We start from the raw sequence: 20,552 nt of genomic DNA, 5'->3' as shown, positions 1-20,552 counted from the left end.
GATGGAAGCCAGAAATGAAAAAGGGTAGAATGAAAGAGGAAGATTTTTCATCTTTTAGGGGGCGTTTTATGATTATTTTGGAGCAATATATGCACCTGTGGCTCCAGTATGGAAATGGGAGAGCAGAGGGAGAACAATTAGAAATAACTATACAAAATATATCTGAAACATTATTTTGTACAGAGCGAAATAGTAAATTAATCATAAAAAAATTAGAAGAATTTAATTGGATTATGTGGTTTCCAGGCCGAGGGAGAGGAAATCGTTCAAAGTTGTTATTTCAAAAACATCCACTTTCTTTAATTTTAGAAAGAGGAAAAGAAATAACGAAACAAGGGGACGTAAAAAGTGGAAGTGCATTTATTGAAAGATATAGCTCGTATTTTCCATCACTTCAAACGCAATTTCAAACGTGGATTGATTCGATATTCGGTTATCAAGTCGAAAGGACATCTAAAGGGAGAAGAGATGTGCTACGTTTGCAAGTCCAAATGAATCTAGATATTGCATTAGATCCTGTATACGCTACGATGCGTTCGGAATGTCATATGGTAAAGCATATATACGACACGTTAGTGTATATAGACGGAAATACAAACAGTGTAGAGCCAAGACTTGCGTTTTATTGGGAATATGATGACCAGAAATATATGTGGACCTTCTACTTACGAAAAGGTGTTCAGTTTCATAACAGGAAAGAATTTACTGCTTATGACGTTGTACATACATTTAAACGATTCTTGAAAGCGAAAAATAATCCGCATGCGTGGATGTTGCAGCACGTTGAAAGTTTACATATTCTTGATGACTACATTGTGCAGATTCGTTTATCTACAGATAATAAGTTGTTTTTACATGCTTTAAGTACAGAACAGTGTTCTATTGTAAATGAAGATGGAGATGGAAGGTTAATCGGTACTGGACCGTTTCGATTATGTGAAAAGAATGAGGATGTATTCGTATTAGAAGCAAATGATTTATATTTTCGCGAGCGACCATTTCTCGATCGAATTGAATTATGGAATGTAGAGCAAAGCGTAAATACGTGCGATATTTTAGCGAAAGCACACTATAACAATATAGAAAAGCATCATAAAGAACTAACTAGACTTGAGTCGAATGTAACATACATTACATTAAATACCGCAAAAGAAGGACCTATGCAAAACACGATGTTTCGGAAAGCTCTATATAAAATCATTCATAGCAATGCGCTTATCGAGGAATTGCAAGGAGCGCGCGGAGAAATAGCAGAAGAATTGGTTCTAACAAAGGGTGGCACTATACATATAAATGAGGACATATATACGCTTATTAAAGAGAGCTCTTACCGTAATGAAACACTGCGACTATATACATTTACAGAACAAGATCATGTTGAAGACTCATATTGGATACAAAAAGAGTGTGCGAAGTATGGCGTCACTATTGAAGTCGTTTTTCTTGAAACAAAAGAGTTATTGCAAACAAGTACGATACAAAAGGCTGATATAATACATGATAGTGCGACAATTAGTGAGCGTATTGAAGAAAGTTTACTATATATGTTTCTTACAAAAAACAGCTTTATTCATCAACATAGCAATATAAAATTTAACGAAGTATTGCAGTCTTATTTTATAGAGAATCAATTAGAGAAACGGATGACACTGTTACACGATATTGAAGACACATTGTTACGTCAAATTCATACAATTCCTTTATATCGTAACAAACAGCAAGTAAGTTCACACGAAAAAGTGCAAAATATAATGATTAATCCACAAGGTTGGATTGATTTTTATCAAATATGGTTTAAGGTTTGATATATAAAGGTTCTTATGCATTTTAGTAAGATGTGTAAGAACCTTTTTTGTATGGAAATGAAGTTTGTTTTGCACATTGTTACGCTACATGTTATAAAAGTCCGTTTACAGCGTAACAGTGTTATGTTACATTGTTATTAGGAAGGAGTGATATACAGTTGATTACAAATTTAATTTCAAAAAAAGATTTATTAGAGTTAACTGGTATTTCATACGGACAGTTATATAGGTGGAAGAGAAAAAATTTAATACCGGAAGATTGGTTTGTACGGAAGTCAACGTTCACAGGTCAGGAAACATTTTTTCCGAAAGAAAAGATATTAGAGCGTATTGATAAAATTCAAACGATGAAAGAGGATCTATCGCTTGATGAATTGGCAAATATGTTTTCACCAAGCGTAACAGAGATTCTTTTAGCAAAGGAAGATCTCATTCGTAAAGAAATTACATCAGAACCTGTTTTACAATTTTTCATGGAGCAAACGAACAAAACGGCAGATTTTCAATTTGTAGATATTCTTTATGTATACGTGTTAGAAGAACTTCTTCAATCAGGAGACGTTAGCTTAGAAGAAGGGAAAATGGTTTTACAAGTTTTACGTGAAAATTATGAAGCGATTAAACATAAAAATTGTGACTTAGTTATTATTCGGAAGTTAGGGATTTCTACATGCTTCTTAGTATCAAGCGTTGAGGATTTAATTTTTGAAAAGGGAACAAAGATTGTTTTACGTGTAGCAATTATGAAATATACCGAAGCATTAAAAACTAAACTGTTGTAGTGGAGGAGAAATAATGCGTACAGAAAATTTAATTATAAACGGATATGGTTCATCAAACGGTGGAGAGTTTTATAAAGTGCAACTAAATGGAAAAGGAACTGTTAATGGAAACGTTGAGTGCGACCAATTTGAATGTAATGGTTACGGAATTGTTACTGGTGATTTGAAAAGTAGCGATGCGAGAATTAGCGGATCAGGTAAAGTTGAGGGTACAGTTAGTGCAGAAATGATGCGAATCGATGGGAAAGGGACAATTACACAAGATGTAAAGGCGACCACTTTAAAAATTGCAGGAAAAGGGACGATAGGTGGTAATGTAACTGGTGAAGAATTTAAAATCAATGGTCAAGCGACGATTGATGGTAATTGTGAAGTTGATATTTTTTCTTCAGAAGGGCAATTTACAGTTGGTGGATTATTAAGCGCAGATGAAATTAATATAAATATTCACGGTACATGTAGAGCGAAAGAAATTGGTGGCCAAACCATTAAGGTAAAACATAGATTGAGTGCTTTTAGTAGACTATTTAAAACAGTATTTGGCTTACAGTTAGAAGCTGAACTGCTAGAAGGTGACAATATCGATATTGATTATGCTCACATTAAAACAGTAAGGGGAAACAATGTTACTGTAGGGCCGAACTGTGAGATTGAACTAATTGAATATACTGGGGTTCTTACTGTTGATAAAAGCGCAAATGTAAAAGAAATTAAGCAAGTTTAAGTTTAAAAGGGAGAGAGGAATCGGTATGGAAAATCAACATAGTCTTACTGTAAATGGATCAGGTAGCTCAGCAGGTGGAGATTATAACAAAGTAAAGATACGCGGCGAAGGAACAATCTCTAATCATATGAGTTGTAATGATTTTAAAACGTATGGTACGAGTGAAGTACGTGGCAATATGAAAGCGAAAAATTATGTCGTGTATGGAGATAGTGAAGTACAGGGGAATATGGAGGCGGAATATGTAAAAGTATATGGCAATGCCCAAGTACAAGGCGACGGACAAATTAATAAAACAAAAGTTAGAGGTATGATAGAATTTAAAGGGAAGCTATCCGGTGATTTCGTAGATGTGAAAGGCGCTTTAAATGTAATGGGAGATATAGAAGTAGAGGAATTATTACTAACTGGTGGTCTTGAAAGTGATGGTTTGCTTAATGCTGAAAATATTGAAATCTCACTTCGTTATGAAGGAAGTAAAGTGAGAGAAATCGGTGGGAAAAAGATTACAGTACGTAAAAAAGCGAGATTTATACCTTTTACAAGTCATGCAGGAAGCCTTCAAACATCAATTATTGAAGGGGATGATATTTATTTAGAACATACAATAGCAGACGTAGTAAGAGGAAATCATGTTATAATTGGCCCTGGCTGTGAAATTAGTGTAGTAGAATATCACACTAGTTTTAATCAGAAAGGGAATGCAGTCGTAAAAGAACATAAACAAATATAAGTAGTATGAGGGAGAGCAAGGTTATGGTTGAGAAGAATAATAAACTCGGCTTCGTTGTTGCCGGTTTATTGCTAGGTATCTTAATGGCATCAATGGATAATACCATTGTCGTAACAGCGATGGGAACAATCGTTGGTGATTTAGGAGGTCTTGAAAACTTTGTATGGGTTGTTTCTGCCTATATGGTTGCAGAAATGGCAGGTATGCCGATTTTCGGTAAACTATCAGATATGTATGGTAGAAAGAGATTCTTTATTTTCGGTTTAATCGTCTTTATGATTGGTTCGGCACTTTGTGGTACTGCTGAAAATATTACACAGTTAGGTATTTATCGTGCCATTCAAGGTATTGGCGGCGGGGCACTAGTGCCAATCGCATTTACTATCGTTTTTGATATTTTCCCTCCAGAAAAACGCGGGAAAATGGGTGGTTTATTCGGAGCAGTATTTGGTTTATCAAGTATTTTCGGACCATTACTTGGCGCATATATTACTGATTATATTAGTTGGCACTGGGTGTTTTATATTAACTTACCACTTGGCATTTTAGCACTTATTTTTATTACATTATTTTATAAAGAGTCACGAGTTCATAGAGAACAAAAGATTGATTGGTTTGGCGCAATTACTTTAGTTGGTGCAGTAGTTTGTTTAATGTTCGCCTTAGAATTAGGCGGACAAAAGTATGATTGGGATTCTAGCTTTATTTTAAGTTTATTTGCAGGGTTCGCTATTTTAGTAATTGCTTTTATTTTTATTGAACGAAAAGTAGCAGAACCAATCATTTCATTTGAGATGTTTAAACAACGTCTATTCGGAATGAGTACAATTATTGCTTTATGTTACGGAGCGGCATTTATGTCAGCAACTGTGTACATTCCGTTATTTATTCAAGGCGTATACGGTGGTACCGCAACAAACTCAGGCTTATTGTTATTACCAATGATGTTAGGATCAGTAGTTACAGCGCAGTTAGGTGGATTTTTAACATCAAAACTTAGCTACCGAAACATTATGATTATTTCTGCTGTAATTATGCTAATCGGATTATTCTTATTAAGTACATTAACGCCAGAAACAAGTCGTATATTATTAACAATTTATATGGTTATTATCGGTTTTGGAGTTGGTTTCTCATTCTCTGTACTAAGTATGGCTGCTATTCATAACTTCGGTATGGAGCAACGCGGGTCTGCGACTTCAACGAGTAACTTCATTCGTTCATTAGGTATGACACTTGGTATTACAATCTTCGGAATGATTCAAAGGACTGGTTTCCAGGATCAATTAGAAGAAGCGTTTAAAGGTATGAGCGGGGGAATGAATACAAACGCTTTAGGAGATTCAAGAGCTATTCTATCAGAATCGGCAAGATCTCAAATTCCGCCGCAAATATTAGATAAAATTATTGATGCTCTTTCTAGTTCAATCGTTCAGACATTTATGTGGGCGTTAGTCCCAGCAAGTTTAGCGTTCGTATTCGTTTTCTTTATGGGAAATGAGCGCATGGTATATAAGAAAGAACAAAACAAGGTGAAAAGTGAAACATCAAAAGCGTAAAGAAAAAACTCCTTTCAATTTTGAAAGGAGCTTTTTCTTATGTACGGAGTCGAATTAGCCTTCGATAATTTCGTATTCTTCGTCTGCTAATAATAAAATGTGTGTTTTCTTACCTTTGTTTTGAACTTCGATTACATCATATGTACCTAAGTCTCTTAGCTTGCTTTGAGAAGCGTTAACCATAACTTCCATAGAATCAATTAAGATATCTTCTTCAATGTATGATTCAGGCAATGCCATATCTTCAGTATCTAATACACATGCGTATAGATTTTGTAAGTTTTCAGCAGTTGGATTTTGTTCCTCAACATCAATAATGTTTTTTACTGCTTCCATATTTTCTTCTTTTACTTGATATACTTTAATTTTAGTCATTGTTTTAATCTCCTTTATTACGTAATCTTAGAGGCTGCATCTCATTATAACGCTTTTTCATTGAAAGATGAAATTGTTATATGTATTTATAGTAAAAATTATGTGTTATTACTTATTATTGGTGTAATTTCCATATTGATGTTAGGCGTAACTAATTATATCCTTACGTTAAAATTATATTGTCCAAGCTTTTCATATATCCCGCTCATATTATGTTTATTAGATAAAAACATATAGGGAAGGGATTGAATGTAAGTAGATTGCGAGCCGAAATGAAATTGTCAATGTTGTCAAACTAGTATATGTGAATTTTTACAAAGTCTAGAATCTTTTACAAAGGTTTAGAGTATCGTAATAGCTGGAAACGAAATCGTTGTATCTTATTTCCTTTCATTTAACAAGATGAAAGGTATCGTGTCATTTGTACAAGAAGACGATGAGGTAATATTTGTAGATTGTTCAAGAATTGATGCGATTCGAATAGGGAAAGTTTGTAGTTGTAACACAAAAGTTAAATTTATTGAAGAGGAATTCAGTTCACTTGGAAATGTTTGTCCAAATTGTTTAACTGAGGGAAGTACACTATTCTTCGATTTTAATAATCCTGAATTAAGTTTATCTTTACAGGCAACAACGATTCATCCACCTAGATGTATTGAATTTGTAGATGAGCTTGGGAATGTAGTAAAGCAAATTACTATAGTAGGTGAAGCGATTGTTTCTAAAGATTTCGTTCCGGTACCTGAACTGTTAGATTTTCGATTAATCTTATCGGATATAACTGGAAATCCATTGAAATTTGGATTACTGTTTATTAACTTCCCTGATATTACGTTTATCATTCTTTTCGCATCAAATGGATACCTCAACATTTCAAACTGTTTAAAAATAGAGAGTGGAATTGGAAATGCCGAAATAGAAGAGATGAAAAAAGAGATTATTAACGACAATAGTATGATGTACAATTCAATTATTAAGTTAACTAAAATATATAAAAATGGTGAGACGGAATCTTACATTTCTAAGAAGGAGTTATAACGTATTTATCGTAATTAACCCTCGTACACTATAATGAGGGTTTTTACATAAAAATGATCAAATGAAATATTGTTACATTTGAATTTAGCCATTTACTGTGTGGAATCGGAAATTTTTTAGCTTCTCTTTAGATACACTAATGAAAGTAAAGATATTTATTGTTTTCTATACTGTATAGACCGTAGTAGCGGGAAATAGGCTGGTTTGTACTATCAATTGATACGTGTTATTCCTTAATGCGTCACTGCCATAAACATGCAAATTAGGTACCCTGCTTACGCAATAAAATATGAAAGAAGTCAATTGCAGGGGATATTTATTTAAGTGTAAATAAATATAGCGGTGGAGTAGGCGATTATACAATATTAGTAAAAAAATTAAAAAAAGGGCTGCTACGACAGCCCTTTTTTTAATTATGTAAATACCTGCTGTAAGTTTTTTGGGGAGTGAATTTTATTAGGAATAATTAGTCATCATTGTTACCATATATCGCCATCAAGTTAACGAAAATACAATACCAATTCTGATTTTATATTAAGATTTTACTTGCTAAGCTCTCTTTGAGCCCCCATATAGCTTCCAATGATATTTTGATAACTTGGAAGATGCTTAGCAAGTAAAGCTCCGAAACCTTCAACATCATTTCGCCAGTCACGCTGTAATTCTGCTGCAACGCTAAACCAGTTCATTAGTTGCACCCCTCCATGAGCCATACGCATAAGAGCGGCATCAGCAACTTGTTTACTAAAAGTTCCAGATGCATCCGTTACAACAAATACCTCATACCCTGCATTTATAGCTGATAGAGCTGGGAACGCAACACAAACATCAGTAACGACACCTGCGATAATTAACTGTTTTTTACCCGTTGCTTCAATAGCTTTTACAAATTCATCATTGTCCCACGCGTTAATTTGTCCAGGACGCGCTATTTTAGGCGCATTTGGAAATAGTTCGATTAATTGCTACATGAGTGGACCATTAGGACCGTCTTCGAAGCTAGTTGTTAAAATAACAGGTAAATCAAAAAACTTAGCGGTATTCGCAAGAGCTAAAACATTATTCTTGAATTCATCAACACCATAGTCACGCACTAGACTGGAAATAAGACCTGTTTGATGATCCACTAGAAGAACCGCGGCATCACTTTTTGAAAGACGAGAATACAAATCAGACATTTTATAATCCCCCTTAATAAGCTTATTTACAAATCAATCTTACAGTTATTTATCTTGATTTGGTATACATGCAAAAATTTATCAACAAATAGTTTTCATTAGAATATTGGGATGTATGTATTTTCATATTGAGGAATTACAAATTTTTCGTTTTGGGAAACAATGTATTAATTGAGTGGATAGCTATGTGGTATGGTCCTAATGCTATCTATTATTTGTGAATAATAATGTTTTTACCTGTAAATAGAAAATGAGATATGAGGACTAAAATGAATCTGAAAATAGCAATTCTTGATTGGTAAATCATTTCAATGAAATTAGATGTTATAATAAAATTGAATTTACGTATAATTTATAATTATTTGATATTTGAGAGTTGAGTTTCATAGACATTTACTTAGATAATAAATAAGTGTGTATAAGAATACTAATAAAAGTTAACTCATGAAAATGTTGAGTCTAGTTGATTTTAAAGAAAGCGGGAATGTAAATGATATATGAGGCAAAAATACATACAAGAAAAAAATTAGTTTCTATGTTCGAGGATTTTAATAATGTTGTTCTACTTTCTTATTTACAAGGACATATGGGCAATGCCTGGGTGAACGATCTTGAAAACCCGACAGTAGCGCAAATTACGGTAGGGATTTTCACATTTTACGCTGGGGATCCAAATGCAAAAGAGACAGAAGAGTTATTACGTAACATCCCTGAAAGAATTTTAGTAATCGTAAATAGTGATCAATGGAAAAAGCGTTTAGAAACATTCCATGAAAGAAAAATAGATAAGTTTTTACGATATAAATTTAAAAGAAATGCAGAAGTGTTTAATCGCTCAAAATTACAATCTTTTATAACTGCACTTCCAAAAGGATATGAATTAAGAAAAATAGATGAGCATATCGCAAATAATCCAACATTACACAACGTTTCTGAAGATTTTACAAGTCAATTTCGATCAATAGATGATTATGTAAATCGAGGTATAGGTTATAGCATTTTGTATAATGGAGAAGTCGTATGCGGTGCATCATCATATAGTATTTATAATGATGGTATTGAAATTGAAGTTGCTACTGATCTTGATCATAGAAGAAAGGGATTGGCAACTGTAGTTTGTGCGACCTTAATATTGGATTGTTTAGAAAAGGGGAGGTATCCAAACTGGGACGCAGCGAATAGTACTTCTGTCAAATTAGCAGAAAAGCTAGGGTATGTTTTTGATAAGGCATATGATACTTATTTTGTAAATAATAAGTGAATGAACGGGAGCGTGTACGGATTGTACAACGTCATAAGACTAGTAAATTAACGTTTAGTAGTCTTATTTTTTATAATTGCAAACAAAAACTAAACTATCCAAAGATAAAAAGGTATTAAAAGAGATGTTAATAAATGAAATTAAGGGAAAAGAATGACGACAAGATTGGTTTCCTAAGAAGAGTTGATAAATTTTAGTGAAAAATTTGAGAATAAAACAATGATATTAATGATAAGGATGAAGGGATTCCGCAAAAATTTGGGTATAAAAACCGACTTTTTTTAGTCGGTTTTTATTTTTTTCAACAGTAGAGTGATACTAATATTGATTTTTCTTCTATTACTAGTGAATATAATTAACACATCAGTTCCTACTTCCACGATGAGGGTTCAGAAATTCTCTTTTTATATAGGTAGATAATCATAAAGGCTTAATATATTAAGTTATGTGTGTTTAACTAACAATAAATTTGCTATTTTTTTGTAAATGATGAAAGTAACTATTATACAAACCCACGCATTGATAGAAGAGATACATATACAGTATAGAGAGTTAAAAAACTCCAAAATATTGTATAAAGGAGATTATAAAATATGAGCGAACAATGCCCAATTAATGTACCATGTCAGGTAGATGGACAAACTCAAACGCCATTAAGTGATGCAGCTGCATCACCAATTCTTACTCCAGGAACACCGATTGTAAAAATACCAGTTGTATTAGCAGAAAGAACAATTCAAATTGTTGTAGAATCTGATATTTCATTAGATCCTCCAGCAACTGAGATTAAACGTGTGTTAAAAAATGTATTTTTAACACAATGTAAGTTAGTTCCTGTAGCATTTACTCCAGTACCAGGTACAAATTATCGCCGAGTTACAAGAGCAAAATTATTTGTACAAGGATATATTCGTAAAAATATTGAATATGCAAATGATGAGTGTAATGGAGTGCTATATGATCGTATTGCAAATGTTCCATTTTCTGGTTTTGCAGATTTAACAGCAGCTGATTTTCTATCACAAGCTGTAGTAGCTTCTTCCTCAGATACTACATCTCACTTTATTAATCCTAAAAATGGTGATTTACCACGTTTAGACAAATACTTCTTCGAAAATACAGTTTTTTATAATGAACAACCATATTGTGAATTAGTAAGCGCACAATTTTTCGAATTAGACTTTTCACCTTGTCCAACAGAATTAAACGAGCCATTTGGAACTCTTCGTGAAAAAATTGTACTAGATCTTACTTTAAAAGTTTTACAAGTACAACAAGTACAAGTATAAGACTAAAAAAGCATTGTCTTTAATAAAAAGACAATGTCTTTTTTATTATTATAAAACATATATAATGATGGAATGGTCGCGTACAAAAAGCATATTTTTATGAATTTCATCAGATGGGGGGATGGTGATGAATAAGCCATGGGTTGGTAAGGAAATATGGAACAAAGTTTACAAATGGAAAATGCTGAATGTTCAAGATGATTCGCGCGAAATAAGAGAAAAAAAGGAAAGTAAAGAAACAGAGTCAAAAAAAGAAGATAAAGCAATGGGAATAGAGAAAGAAAGTAAAGAAACAGAGTCAAAAAAAGAAGATAAAGCAATGGGGATAGAGAAAGAAAGTAAAGAAACAGAGTCAAAAAAAGAAGATAAAGTAATTGGAATAGAGAAAGAGAGTGAAAAAACTGGATTAACAAAAGAAAATAAAGCGATTGGATTAGAGGAAGAAGAGGTGAAAATTGAATCAGTAAAAGAATATGAAGAAAGAGAATTAGAGAAAGAAGAAATAGCAATTGAATCAAACAAAGAAAGTGAAGAGACTGAACCAGCAAAAGAAAATAAAGTGATTGGATTAGAGAAAGTAGAAGTAGCAAATGAATCAGAGAAAAAAAGTGAAGAAACTGAATCAAAGAGAGAAAGTATAGGTTTAGGATCAAAAATAGAGACTTCAGTGCATTCAATGGTAGTGAAAACGCCATTTTCTATTATTTCAGAAGTGTCTAGCTTTAAAGTATTTCCAAAAATAAATGTGAAAAATCAAGATGCATTTGTATTTCGAAATGAAAAAGATGCGGAGGGGCGTGAATTAGATTCTAAGTTATTAACTACAGTGCAACAGTATCATTCGGAGGCTTATTGTAAATTAGTTTCTTTAAATCTTCATGAAAAGAGAGTGCTTGTTGAATTATATAATCAAAAAGTTAAAGGGAATAATGAAGAGAATAAGGTAGAGACATCTTCATGGATTCCTATTCACAGCATAGTATTAGAGAGTGAAAATGGGGGAGAAGTAAGTAATTATATAACAGCCAGACTACCAATAGAAATAGGAAGATATAAAGGTGAAATTAGTTTACGAGAAAAAGTGGTATTTACAGAAAAAGTCATAGGAATAAAAGAGGTGGAACAGGAGATTGTTTTGACAAAAACCGAATTTTTAGTACCAAAAGTAAAAAAGAATGGACAAAATAAATTTACAGTTGAAAAAGGGAGCTTATTGGTAGAAGGATATATATATCAATGTATTGAATACATATCAGAACAAAGTACATTTCATGACAATGTGTATCAGTTAGTACAAAATATTGTATTGGAATTAATCATTCAAGTGATACAAGAACAGGAAGTACAAGTGCGAATTACATAAAAATGATTATATTCCCTTGATTAGCTCATTATTTTTATTCGTAGCGTATCAATGCGTAATCTTTTGTAAATCATTCAGTGCTATAGAATATCCTCCAAACGGTTTATCCTCAATGAATTCATTTTAATATTTATGAAGGATGATATTATTGCTAGCTAGGATAGTTACTTAATTGTATGAATTTCTTCAGGTTTAAGTTTTAAAAAGGTGCTAACAAGTTTGTCAACGAACTTGCTAACACTTATTAAAAACGGGTATAAAATGTGGCGTATATGTTGTTTGAATAAAGAAGCTTATTCACAGATAATTGCTTGTATAATCTGATGTGTAATACAAAGTGCATTGACTCCTTTTTTACAAAACTCACAACTTAAATAGTAAAACATGTTTATCGTAATTTTCCAAACACCAATTATATTTTTTTAGAATAATTGGGTGGACAACTTCTTTCGTAGTATCGACTTCAGTATAGCCATATTTTTTATAAAAGTTTTCTAGTTCCTCGAAAGGAAGACAATACACATTTAGTATTTGTAATTTTTTTGCAGTTTGTACTAAAAATGAAACGAGTTGCCCAGCTAATTGTAGACCTCTAAATTTAGGGAGAATAAAAATTCCACCCATTTCAATAGTACCTTCATCTATTTGGACTAAACGTCCAACACCTGCATACTCGTTGTTATATGTAATGATCGCAACTGTGTCTCGTGTTAAATCACTTGGTACAAATCCTATCGATTCATAATGATTATTAACCCATTCTAAATCATTATATATAGCTAGTTGAATACTCATATGTATCCTCCCTCAGAAAAAATGTAATATTCTCATTATACACAGTGTAATAACTTGTAAAAAGAGGTTAAAATGAAATCATTTTTATTTGCAGTTCAAGTTTTGAAGAATAGTGCATACAATATAAAGTCTTTTCCTTTCTTCATTTAAGTTTTACGTATATAATTTAAAAGTACTATTTTTATTTTATATTTTTTATATTTATAACAGAATAGAGGTTTAAAAATGGGTGTTAAAATCATTACGGATAGTGCGGCGGATTTACCGGTAGAATTGCTGCAAGCATATGATATTGATTTAATTCCACTCCGTGTATATGATGAAGCAGAAACAGAGTATTTAGATGGGGTTACATTAAGATCGGTTACATTACTGCAAAAAATGAGAGAAGGCGCAGTTTATAGAACGTCATTGCCTTCACTTGAAACTTTCCAAGAAAAATTTGTTTCTTATGCAAAAGAAGGTAATCCTTGTATATATTTAGCTTTCTCATCTGAACTGTCTGGTACATATCAATCGTCAGTTCTCATTAAAGAAGAAGTGAAAGAAACATACACTGATTTAGATTTAGAAATTATTGATACAAAATGTGCCTCACTCGGTCAAGGTATTGTCGTATTAGAAGCTGCAAAAATGGCAAAAGAGGGCGCATCAAAAGAAGAAATATTAAACCGTGTCGCTTTTCTAATGAACCATATGGAACATATCTTCACTGTAGCTGACTTGCAGTATCTAGTGAGAGGTGGGCGTTTAAGTAAAGTAGCTGGTTTTATCGGTGGTTTATTAAACATTAAGCCGATCTTAAATGTGGATGAAGGAAAACTTGTACCACTTGAAAAGGTAAGAGGGAAAAAGAAAGTATTAAGCCGAATTGTTGATATTATGGAAGAGCGCGGGAAAGACCTTAAAGGTCAAACAATCGGTATGACTCACGGTGATGATTTAGAAACTGCCGAAGCATTAAAAGCATTAATTACTGAAAGATTCGCTTGTGAAGTATTTATCGTAAATACAATTGGAGCAGCAATCGGAGCGCATACAGGACCAGGTGCGTTAACGTTGTTCTTCTTAAATGAAGTAGAGTAAAGGATTGATCTTCTGATCAATCCTTTTTTCTTTAAATTAAATATAGAATTTATTATTTATGAGTGCTTTGTTTTTTAGGTAAGAAGGTATAAAGGAAACAAGTGAAGGCTAGTATTAAAAGAGTTGCGGATCCTCCAGAATATCTTACTATTTTTCGTGTTGAATCGTTTTTAGGTTTTACAATCATATTTAATAAATAATTCGATAAACTAAATTATAGGATGTGATATTTGGAATTCATCTATTAAGCCTATTTAATTTAGTTTCGGTTACAATAGATGCCCTCAATGTAATCGGCAAGTTTAACCAATCATATTATTTAAATTATGAATGATAGTTAACTTTTGATTCAATCCTTTTTAAATTCTAAAATAATTGTTTTATGCGAATGAAAAGTATGTAATTACTTCTTAACTTTCTCTTTAAAAGGCAAGATATATACAATTCGGAATTTAATAGAAATTTATATAGAATTAAAAGATTGGCAAACAGTAACTAAACTTATAGATGAGGCATTTGAAATTTTATCGATTTGTGATGTACCGTATGCCCATGTTCAACTATATGGATTTAAAGCAGAAAAATCTAGAATATGGGCAGATTATAATGGATATGAGAAGAATATGAAAACAGCAATATAGCTTAGTTGCCGCATTAGCTTATAAATTTGGGGATTATTATTATGAGAATCGCTCATATAAATTATCTGCTAAGTATTTTAAACTATCAGCTGAAAATAAAATGGATTAAAACAGGGTTTCAGTAATATGTTTTCTTAGTTTATAAATTATTAGAGGTTATCCTAAAGAGTACGTGTTTTAACGCTCTTAGGGAGAAACTTTTTTTATCCCGCATTAGCGGTTCTGTATGGAAAGAAAAGCTAATGTGAATTGCATATGCGAAGCAAAATAAAAAAGAAAAAGCCAATGTCCTAATCGTATGGAAATTGGCTTCTGTTTATCTGTATTATAGAAACTGGCCAACTGGAAAATCAAGATTGATAGTGGTATGGCACAACATTAATTTATGGAATTTCGCTTTCTTTGAAAACAAACGCATTAAAACAACAACTTCTAAGGATTCACTAGATAAAGCATCTTCATCTTCTCTACCAATAAGCACTATATCCGGTAAAACAGGCCAGGAACCAGCGCGATTATAAAAGTGAGCTAAAGATGGTTTACACGTAAATATCCCGAAATCTATATCGCTTTGTTTTTCAATCCATTCAGTAGCTGCAGCAACTGTTTGTAAACCTAAACCTTGCCCATGATAATCTGGATCAGTCGCTACACAACTAAGTCCAGCTATATTAAATATTTGCCCATTATGATGGATAGTTTTGCGCACTACACCTGCATAGCTGACTAACTTTCCATCTATGTAGGAATAAAATGAGCGTACATTAAATTCTTTAAGGTGAGTTTCTGAAATTGTTTCCTTAGGCGTGGAATCGAAATCTGGCCAAACCTGCTGTAGCATTACAGCAATTTCGCGCCGTAATGCATCAGATGCTTGATTGTAGTCGGTTGATTGTACAATATGAGTTGTCATAAGTTATTCTCTCACTTTCTACTATGTTTAAATTCTATATATACTCAGTAAAAGCCAGCATCTTTAGATATCGTTAGGGTGGGATTTTTTCAATTTGTTTGAAATATATTTAAAAATCAGTTCCAGTCATTCGAGCTAGCATAAATTTTATTAAAAATATTGACTCGCAAGTAAAAGCTCTGATTTATTTGATGCTTAATAAGCTAAAAATAACATAAAGAGAATAGTCATTATTTTTTAGAGCATCCTAAAGTTTATCATCTAATAAGCCTGGAGTGAATCTCATGCTAAAGAGTAAACTATCCCTAGTAATTTACGGGATTCTAATAATGGTCATATTTGCATCTCCGAAAGAAGGAAACGCAGCTAACATATCTGATAAAGATTTTTATGATTCCTATAACACTTTATTGGCTCCGTATGCAAGTCGAACGATTCAAAGCAAACTTGGACCTTCGCATCAGTATAGTTTAACTGATGCGAAGGTTATAAAAATTGACCGATCCCCCAAATACACTTTTAACTTCATTGTCGTTGCAAAGTATCGAACTTATACAAACGCCCATAACCCACCAAATCATGTTGTAACAATTACTTATAACATTAATCCAAGTGGAGTAAAAGTTATAAACTTCAAACAAAAGAAAGAGTAAATAAACAGTGTATTCTATACGAACCTAGAAATTCCCTAGCAGAAGTAGTAATACTTACAACTTATATAAATAGGAAGAAATAGAAAATGAAATATCAAATTACATTCATATAAGTTTGAATATTTCAAGATATTAAATTTTTGATAGTTCATATATAATAGTGAAAAGAGTAGGGTTTTGTAACTATTTGTAAAAAAAGGAGGGTGCAAAATGAATAAAATAATACAATCTCAATCTCAATGGGATTTGGACAGGCTATATCCTCAAGAACAAAACTTCACGTTTTCTATAGAAACGATAGAAAGATTAAAAATTGAATATAAAGCAACAAAAGACTCAGTAATCATTTCACAACTTATACAGGCTATCGAAAAAGCAGAGTATTACTTATATTGCCGTGTTGTTGAAGATGAGAAGCATCCTGAAAATACTTTACTAAGTGTAAAAGTAAATCAATTAAAGAAAGAAGTTCAACTATTAATAGAATCTAGTAAGGGACAAAATGTTAATACAAATCATTCAAGTATTAAACTAATAGAAAATGAATTAAAAGCTTGGGAAGATATGTATACACAATTAAGAAATAAAATAGAAGTAATACACGATAAAGAGACTTTATCATTTGGACAAGCAAATTACGTTGCGATGAATAGTGATGAGCATAATGAAAGGTTAAAAGTATTCGATTCTCTTACAAATGCTTTGAATAAGGAAAAAGAAATCTTCGCTACTGTATTGAATCAAATAGGAAGATTACGTCATGCTAAAAGTGATGAAGTGGAAGGGACAGAGATTTTAAAACAATCACTACAAGCAAATGGCATCTCTGAAACTGCATTATCCCAAATGTGGAATGCAGCAGAACAAAATCTTACGAAGCTAGTAATTGCGTTAAACGGTTATAAAAAAGGAAAGAATTCAATTACATGGCACGAGCTAATGACATGGAAAGAAAGTAATGAGACTGCTATTCCTTTTTCAGTAGCAGTAAAAAACATATATGATGCACTAAAAAATATAGATGAAGAATTGGCACAGTTCGCACAGAATGCAATAGCGAATGGTTGGGTCGATGCTGAACCGAGAGATAATAAACCACCGGGTGGATTTTGTGCTCCTTTTTTCAGTGAAAAAGAATCCCGTATTTCACTTCGTTATGATGGAACAATTGATAGTGTAAGAGTACTTGCTCATGAACTAGGACATGCTTGGCATTTTTATGTTATGAGTTTTGAACAGTCTACGGCTTTTCTAGACGACTATCTTCCAATGAGTATAGCTGAATCAGCGTCTATTTTCTTTGAAACGGTAATCATGAATTATTTAATTCAAACAACAGATTGTGTAGAGATGAAAAAGTCATTGCTTAGCTGGAAAATAAGAAATAGTTTTAATTATGTTATGGCAATTCGTGCATCGTTTCAGTTTGAGAAGAAGTTTTATGAAGAATGCAAGGAAGGTCCTTTAAGTGCTGATGAAATTGAGAAATTATCTATAGCCGCGCAAGAAAAGGCATACGGAAATGCATTAACAGAATATCAGCCGTTTGTTTGGATGAAATACGTTCAATTTTATATAGCAGATGTTCCTTTTTATAATTATCCATACACATTTGGTTATTTAGTAAGTTTTAGTTTACTAGAATTAGCGAAAGAAAATAAAAGTGAATTTCATTTGAGGTATAAAGAATTTTTACGAGAAACGGGGAAATCTCCGGTTGAAGAACTGATGAAAAAACATTTTGAAATAGATCTAACAAGTGATGGATTTTGGAATAAAGCTTTTATACAGATTGATAAAGATATTGATGAGTATTTGCGGCTTATATAATGAAGGGTTTTTTCAGAATTGCATTTGAAGTATACAATTTAAGTGTGAACGTATAAAGGGGTAAGAAAGATGATAGAGCCATTATCTAACGAAAAGGCTAATTTAATTTTTAAAGAGTTAAAGGAAGAGTGCGAGAAACTATTTGACTTGAATATTCGAAAAGCAACACCTATTAATCGAGGATGGCTGAACTTAAAATGGAAGCTTGAAACGGATGCAGGAGTATATGTATTAAAACAATATAATAAAGACCGTTACAAATTGTACGACTCAAATCTTTTAGTACAAGCATTACAGCAGCAACAAAGATTGCATAATAATGGTTTATGTTGTCCGAAGTTATTAACTCATGAAAGTGATATTATTCACGTGTCAAAATCTAAAGAAAAATTTGTAGTATTAGAGCATCAAGAGGGAGAACTAGTGCCACCTGGTAAAGTGAATAAAAAGCAAATAAACTCTCTTGGGCAGATGATTGGCATTATGCACAAGTTGTTAAATGATGGATCTTTAATGAAAGGAAAAAATGCTCAATTTGTCCTACCAGCTCAAGAAAATCGGTTACTTCATTGGGAAAATAAGATAAGGGAAGCTAAACAACTTGGAAAACAGGAGAGTCTTCCCTTTATTAAACTACAAAAAGAGGTAACGAAATTTGTGGATACAGAACCATTTCAAACTAGTATAAAGGGCTGGGCTCACCGAGACTTATGGGTAGATAATTTCTTGTTTCATAAAAATGATGTATCTGCAATTCTTGATTTTGATCGTATGGGCTACGATTATTTAGATTTAGATATTGGTCGTACAGTTATATCATGTGCCTTGGATAATGGAAAGTTGAATATGGAACTTGTAGCATCGTTTTTAGAGGGGTATCGTAAGGAATTAGACTTTACAGCCGGCAGGATTGTTCGAACAATTCAAATGTTGTGGTATATGGAGAGTGCATGGTGGATTAATGCCAATATGGATCAACACAGTGTACCACCGACGCGTTTTGCAGAAGAAATGATTTGGATAGCTGAAAATTACGGAGAACTACATAATATGCTAGCGTATTTATAAATAAAAAAGGGGATTACATATATGAACAGAATCGGCATTATCGGTGCAATGCAAATAGAAATAGACTTACTTTTGGAAAAACTACATATACATGAGGAACATACAGTTGCCAACATGCCTTTCTATAAGGGAGAGTTCATGGATACAGAAGTTATTATTACTCGCTCTGGTGTAGGAAAGGTAAATGCTGCCGCATGTACACAAATATTAATTAATAAGTTTGATGTAGATTGTATTATTAATACAGGTGTTGCGGGTGGATTACATCCTGATGTGAAAGTCGGCGATCTAGTTATTTCTACAAATGTTACGCATCATGATGTTAATAAAAATCAAATGAAGAATCTATTTCCTTTTCAAGAAACGTTTCATGCAAGCGAGGAATTAAGAGATTTAGCCCGAAAAGCTGTTAATAGTAGTAGTTTAAATATTACTGTTCATGAAGGAAGAATCGTCAGCGGAGAATGCTTCGTCGAGGATTCAAAATTAAAGGCGCAATTAGTCACTGAATATGCACCTCATTGTACAGAAATGGAAGGAGCAGCAATTGGACATGTTGCTTATATAAATGACATACCATTTCTAGTTATGAGATGTATTTCTGACAGTGCAGATGATTCAGCGCAAGTTTCATATGATGATTTCGCGAAAACCGCAGCGAATTATTGTTCCAAAATTATTGTCGAGATGCTTAAAAATATTTCGAGTAAAGCTGTATTGTAGTTCATAAGTAAAGAATGGGAGAGAATATCATGTTACAAGCACTAATTTTCGATATGGATGGAACTTTATTTCAAACAGATAAAATTTTAGAGTTATCACTAGATGATACATTTGATCATTTACGGTCACTACAATTATGGAATACGATAACACCAATTGATAAATATCGTGAAATTATGGGTGTACCTTTACCTAAAGTTTGGGAAGCTTTATTACCTAATCATTCTAATGAAGTAAGGGAACAAACAGATGCATATTTTTTAGAAAGACTAATTGAAAATATAAAGAGCGGAAATGGTGCTTTATATCCGAATGTAAAGGAAGTTTTTAGTTTTATAAAAGAAAATAATTGTTCTGTTTACATTGCTAGTAACGGCTTAACGGAATATTTACAAGCAATCGTATCTTATTATGATTTAGACCAATGGGTTACGGAAACATTCAGTATTGAACAAATACACTCGCTAAATAAAGGTGACTTAGTTAAAGGTATTTTGAAGAAGTATGATATAAAAAAGGCAGCGGTAGTTGGGGATCGTTTATCGGATATTAACGCTGCAAAAGATAATGGTTTAATTGCGATTGGATGTAATTTTAATTTTGCACAAGAAGATGAACTTGCTCATGCTGATTTAGTAATTGATGATTTAATGGAACTGAAGAGAATATTACCAGAATTGAAGAATACGTACATAATAAAATGAATAAGTTCACATTCAAATGAATGCTCAGGATA

The 20,552-nt window shown here is 32.6% G+C and carries 17 protein-coding genes and 3 pseudogenes; 16 read left to right on the top strand and 4 right to left on the bottom strand.

The annotated features are described in order from the left end of the window. Positions 1-29: 29 nt before the first annotated feature. The 5 genes from MKY70_RS15135 (at position 30) to MKY70_RS15115 (ending at position 5,603) form a co-directional block, all read left to right on the top strand. Positions 30-1,805, top strand: coding sequence for an SgrR family transcriptional regulator (locus MKY70_RS15135; RefSeq protein WP_341026391.1), 1,776 nt, complete (start codon positions 30-32; stop codon positions 1,803-1,805). A 158-nt stretch (positions 1,806-1,963) separates the two neighbouring features. Beyond that, positions 1,964-2,587 carry a YhbD family protein gene (locus MKY70_RS15130; protein ID WP_341024963.1) on the top strand — a complete coding sequence of 208 codons (624 nt, stop codon included), beginning with the start codon at positions 1,964-1,966 and terminating at the stop codon, positions 2,585-2,587. Between the two features lie 13 nt (positions 2,588-2,600). Next, complete coding sequence (locus MKY70_RS15125; RefSeq protein ID WP_078176547.1) at positions 2,601-3,311, top strand: bactofilin family protein; 711 nt, start codon at positions 2,601-2,603, stop codon at positions 3,309-3,311. Between the two features lie 25 nt (positions 3,312-3,336). Beyond that, positions 3,337-4,044, top strand: coding sequence for a polymer-forming cytoskeletal protein (locus MKY70_RS15120; protein ID WP_061674101.1), 708 nt, complete (start codon positions 3,337-3,339; stop codon positions 4,042-4,044). Between the two features lie 23 nt (positions 4,045-4,067). Next, on the top strand, positions 4,068-5,603 hold the full coding sequence (locus tag MKY70_RS15115; RefSeq protein ID WP_341024959.1) for an MDR family MFS transporter: 1,536 nt from the start codon (positions 4,068-4,070) through the stop codon (positions 5,601-5,603). Between the two features lie 54 nt (positions 5,604-5,657). Here MKY70_RS15115 and MKY70_RS15110 read toward each other — a convergent pair whose 3' ends face one another. Further along, positions 5,658-5,978 carry a hypothetical protein gene (locus tag MKY70_RS15110; RefSeq protein WP_002136820.1) on the bottom strand — a complete coding sequence of 107 codons (321 nt, stop codon included), beginning with the start codon at positions 5,976-5,978 and terminating at the stop codon, positions 5,658-5,660. Positions 5,979-6,278: 300 nt separating this feature from the next. Between MKY70_RS15110 and MKY70_RS15105 the strand changes: the two are divergent. After that, positions 6,279-7,016: pseudogene (locus MKY70_RS15105) on the top strand (BC_2878 family exosporium-associated protein). 542 nt (positions 7,017-7,558) lie between these two features. On the opposite strand, the pseudogene ycaC reads toward MKY70_RS15105, so the two are convergent. After that, a pseudogene (ycaC, locus tag MKY70_RS15100) lies at positions 7,559-8,194 on the bottom strand (isochorismate family cysteine hydrolase YcaC). Positions 8,195-8,684: 490 nt separating this feature from the next. Here ycaC and MKY70_RS15095 point away from each other — a divergent pair. The 3 genes from MKY70_RS15095 to MKY70_RS15085 all read left to right on the top strand — a co-directional run bounded on the left by MKY70_RS15095 (position 8,685) and on the right by MKY70_RS15085 (position 12,107). Further along, positions 8,685-9,455: a GNAT family N-acetyltransferase gene (locus MKY70_RS15095; RefSeq protein WP_002013350.1), complete on the top strand. Its 771-nt coding sequence runs from the start codon at positions 8,685-8,687 to the stop codon at positions 9,453-9,455. Between the two features lie 593 nt (positions 9,456-10,048). Next, positions 10,049-10,744: a CsxC family protein gene (locus MKY70_RS15090; protein WP_341024957.1), complete on the top strand. Its 696-nt coding sequence runs from the start codon at positions 10,049-10,051 to the stop codon at positions 10,742-10,744. A 127-nt stretch (positions 10,745-10,871) separates the two neighbouring features. Further along, positions 10,872-12,107 (top strand): BC_2427 family protein, encoded by a 1,236-nt coding sequence (locus MKY70_RS15085; protein WP_341024955.1) that lies wholly within the window; start codon positions 10,872-10,874, stop codon positions 12,105-12,107. A gap of 363 nt (positions 12,108-12,470) precedes the next feature. Here the strand turns inward: MKY70_RS15085 and MKY70_RS15080 are convergent, their stop codons facing one another. Next, complete coding sequence (locus MKY70_RS15080; RefSeq protein ID WP_341024953.1) at positions 12,471-12,902, bottom strand: GNAT family N-acetyltransferase; 432 nt, start codon at positions 12,900-12,902, stop codon at positions 12,471-12,473. A gap of 225 nt (positions 12,903-13,127) precedes the next feature. On the opposite strand from MKY70_RS15080, the gene MKY70_RS15075 reads away from it, so the two are divergent. Then, positions 13,128-13,988 carry a DegV family protein gene (locus tag MKY70_RS15075; RefSeq protein WP_289404047.1) on the top strand — a complete coding sequence of 287 codons (861 nt, stop codon included), beginning with the start codon at positions 13,128-13,130 and terminating at the stop codon, positions 13,986-13,988. Positions 13,989-14,419: 431 nt separating this feature from the next. Beyond that, a pseudogene (locus MKY70_RS15070) lies at positions 14,420-14,738 on the top strand (helix-turn-helix domain-containing protein); the annotation flags it as partial. A gap of 216 nt (positions 14,739-14,954) precedes the next feature. Here MKY70_RS15070 and MKY70_RS15065 read toward each other — a convergent pair. Next, positions 14,955-15,542, bottom strand: coding sequence for a GNAT family N-acetyltransferase (locus tag MKY70_RS15065; protein WP_341024948.1), 588 nt, complete (start codon positions 15,540-15,542; stop codon positions 14,955-14,957). A 284-nt stretch (positions 15,543-15,826) separates the two neighbouring features. Here MKY70_RS15065 and MKY70_RS15060 point away from each other — a divergent pair, with 284 nt between their 5' ends. The 5 genes from MKY70_RS15060 to MKY70_RS15040 all read left to right on the top strand — a co-directional run bounded on the left by MKY70_RS15060 (position 15,827) and on the right by MKY70_RS15040 (position 20,520). Further along, positions 15,827-16,195 carry a DUF3888 domain-containing protein gene (locus MKY70_RS15060; protein WP_341024945.1) on the top strand — a complete coding sequence of 123 codons (369 nt, stop codon included), beginning with the start codon at positions 15,827-15,829 and terminating at the stop codon, positions 16,193-16,195. A 210-nt stretch (positions 16,196-16,405) separates the two neighbouring features. Next, entirely contained in the window at positions 16,406-18,025 is a 1,620-nt protein-coding gene (locus MKY70_RS15055; RefSeq protein ID WP_341024942.1) for a M3 family metallopeptidase, read from the top strand. Positions 18,026-18,094: 69 nt separating this feature from the next. Then, the gene (locus MKY70_RS15050; RefSeq protein WP_341024939.1) at positions 18,095-19,093 is read left to right on the top strand and encodes a phosphotransferase; all 999 of its coding nucleotides are present in this window, start codon (positions 18,095-18,097) and stop codon (positions 19,091-19,093) included. Between the two features lie 21 nt (positions 19,094-19,114). Then, positions 19,115-19,816 carry a 5'-methylthioadenosine/adenosylhomocysteine nucleosidase gene (locus tag MKY70_RS15045; RefSeq protein ID WP_341024936.1) on the top strand — a complete coding sequence of 234 codons (702 nt, stop codon included), beginning with the start codon at positions 19,115-19,117 and terminating at the stop codon, positions 19,814-19,816. Between the two features lie 29 nt (positions 19,817-19,845). Continuing rightward, on the top strand, positions 19,846-20,520 hold the full coding sequence (locus MKY70_RS15040; protein ID WP_341024933.1) for an HAD family hydrolase: 675 nt from the start codon (positions 19,846-19,848) through the stop codon (positions 20,518-20,520). Positions 20,521-20,552: the final 32 nt, after the last annotated feature.

It is taken from the genome of Bacillus sp. FSL R9-9492 (assembly GCF_038007365.1).
GTDB lineage: Bacteria > Bacillota > Bacilli > Bacillales > Bacillaceae_G > Bacillus_A > Bacillus_A mycoides.
The sequence above is the reverse complement of the archived record's forward strand: the minus strand, read 5'-3'. Positions and strand labels throughout refer to the sequence as shown.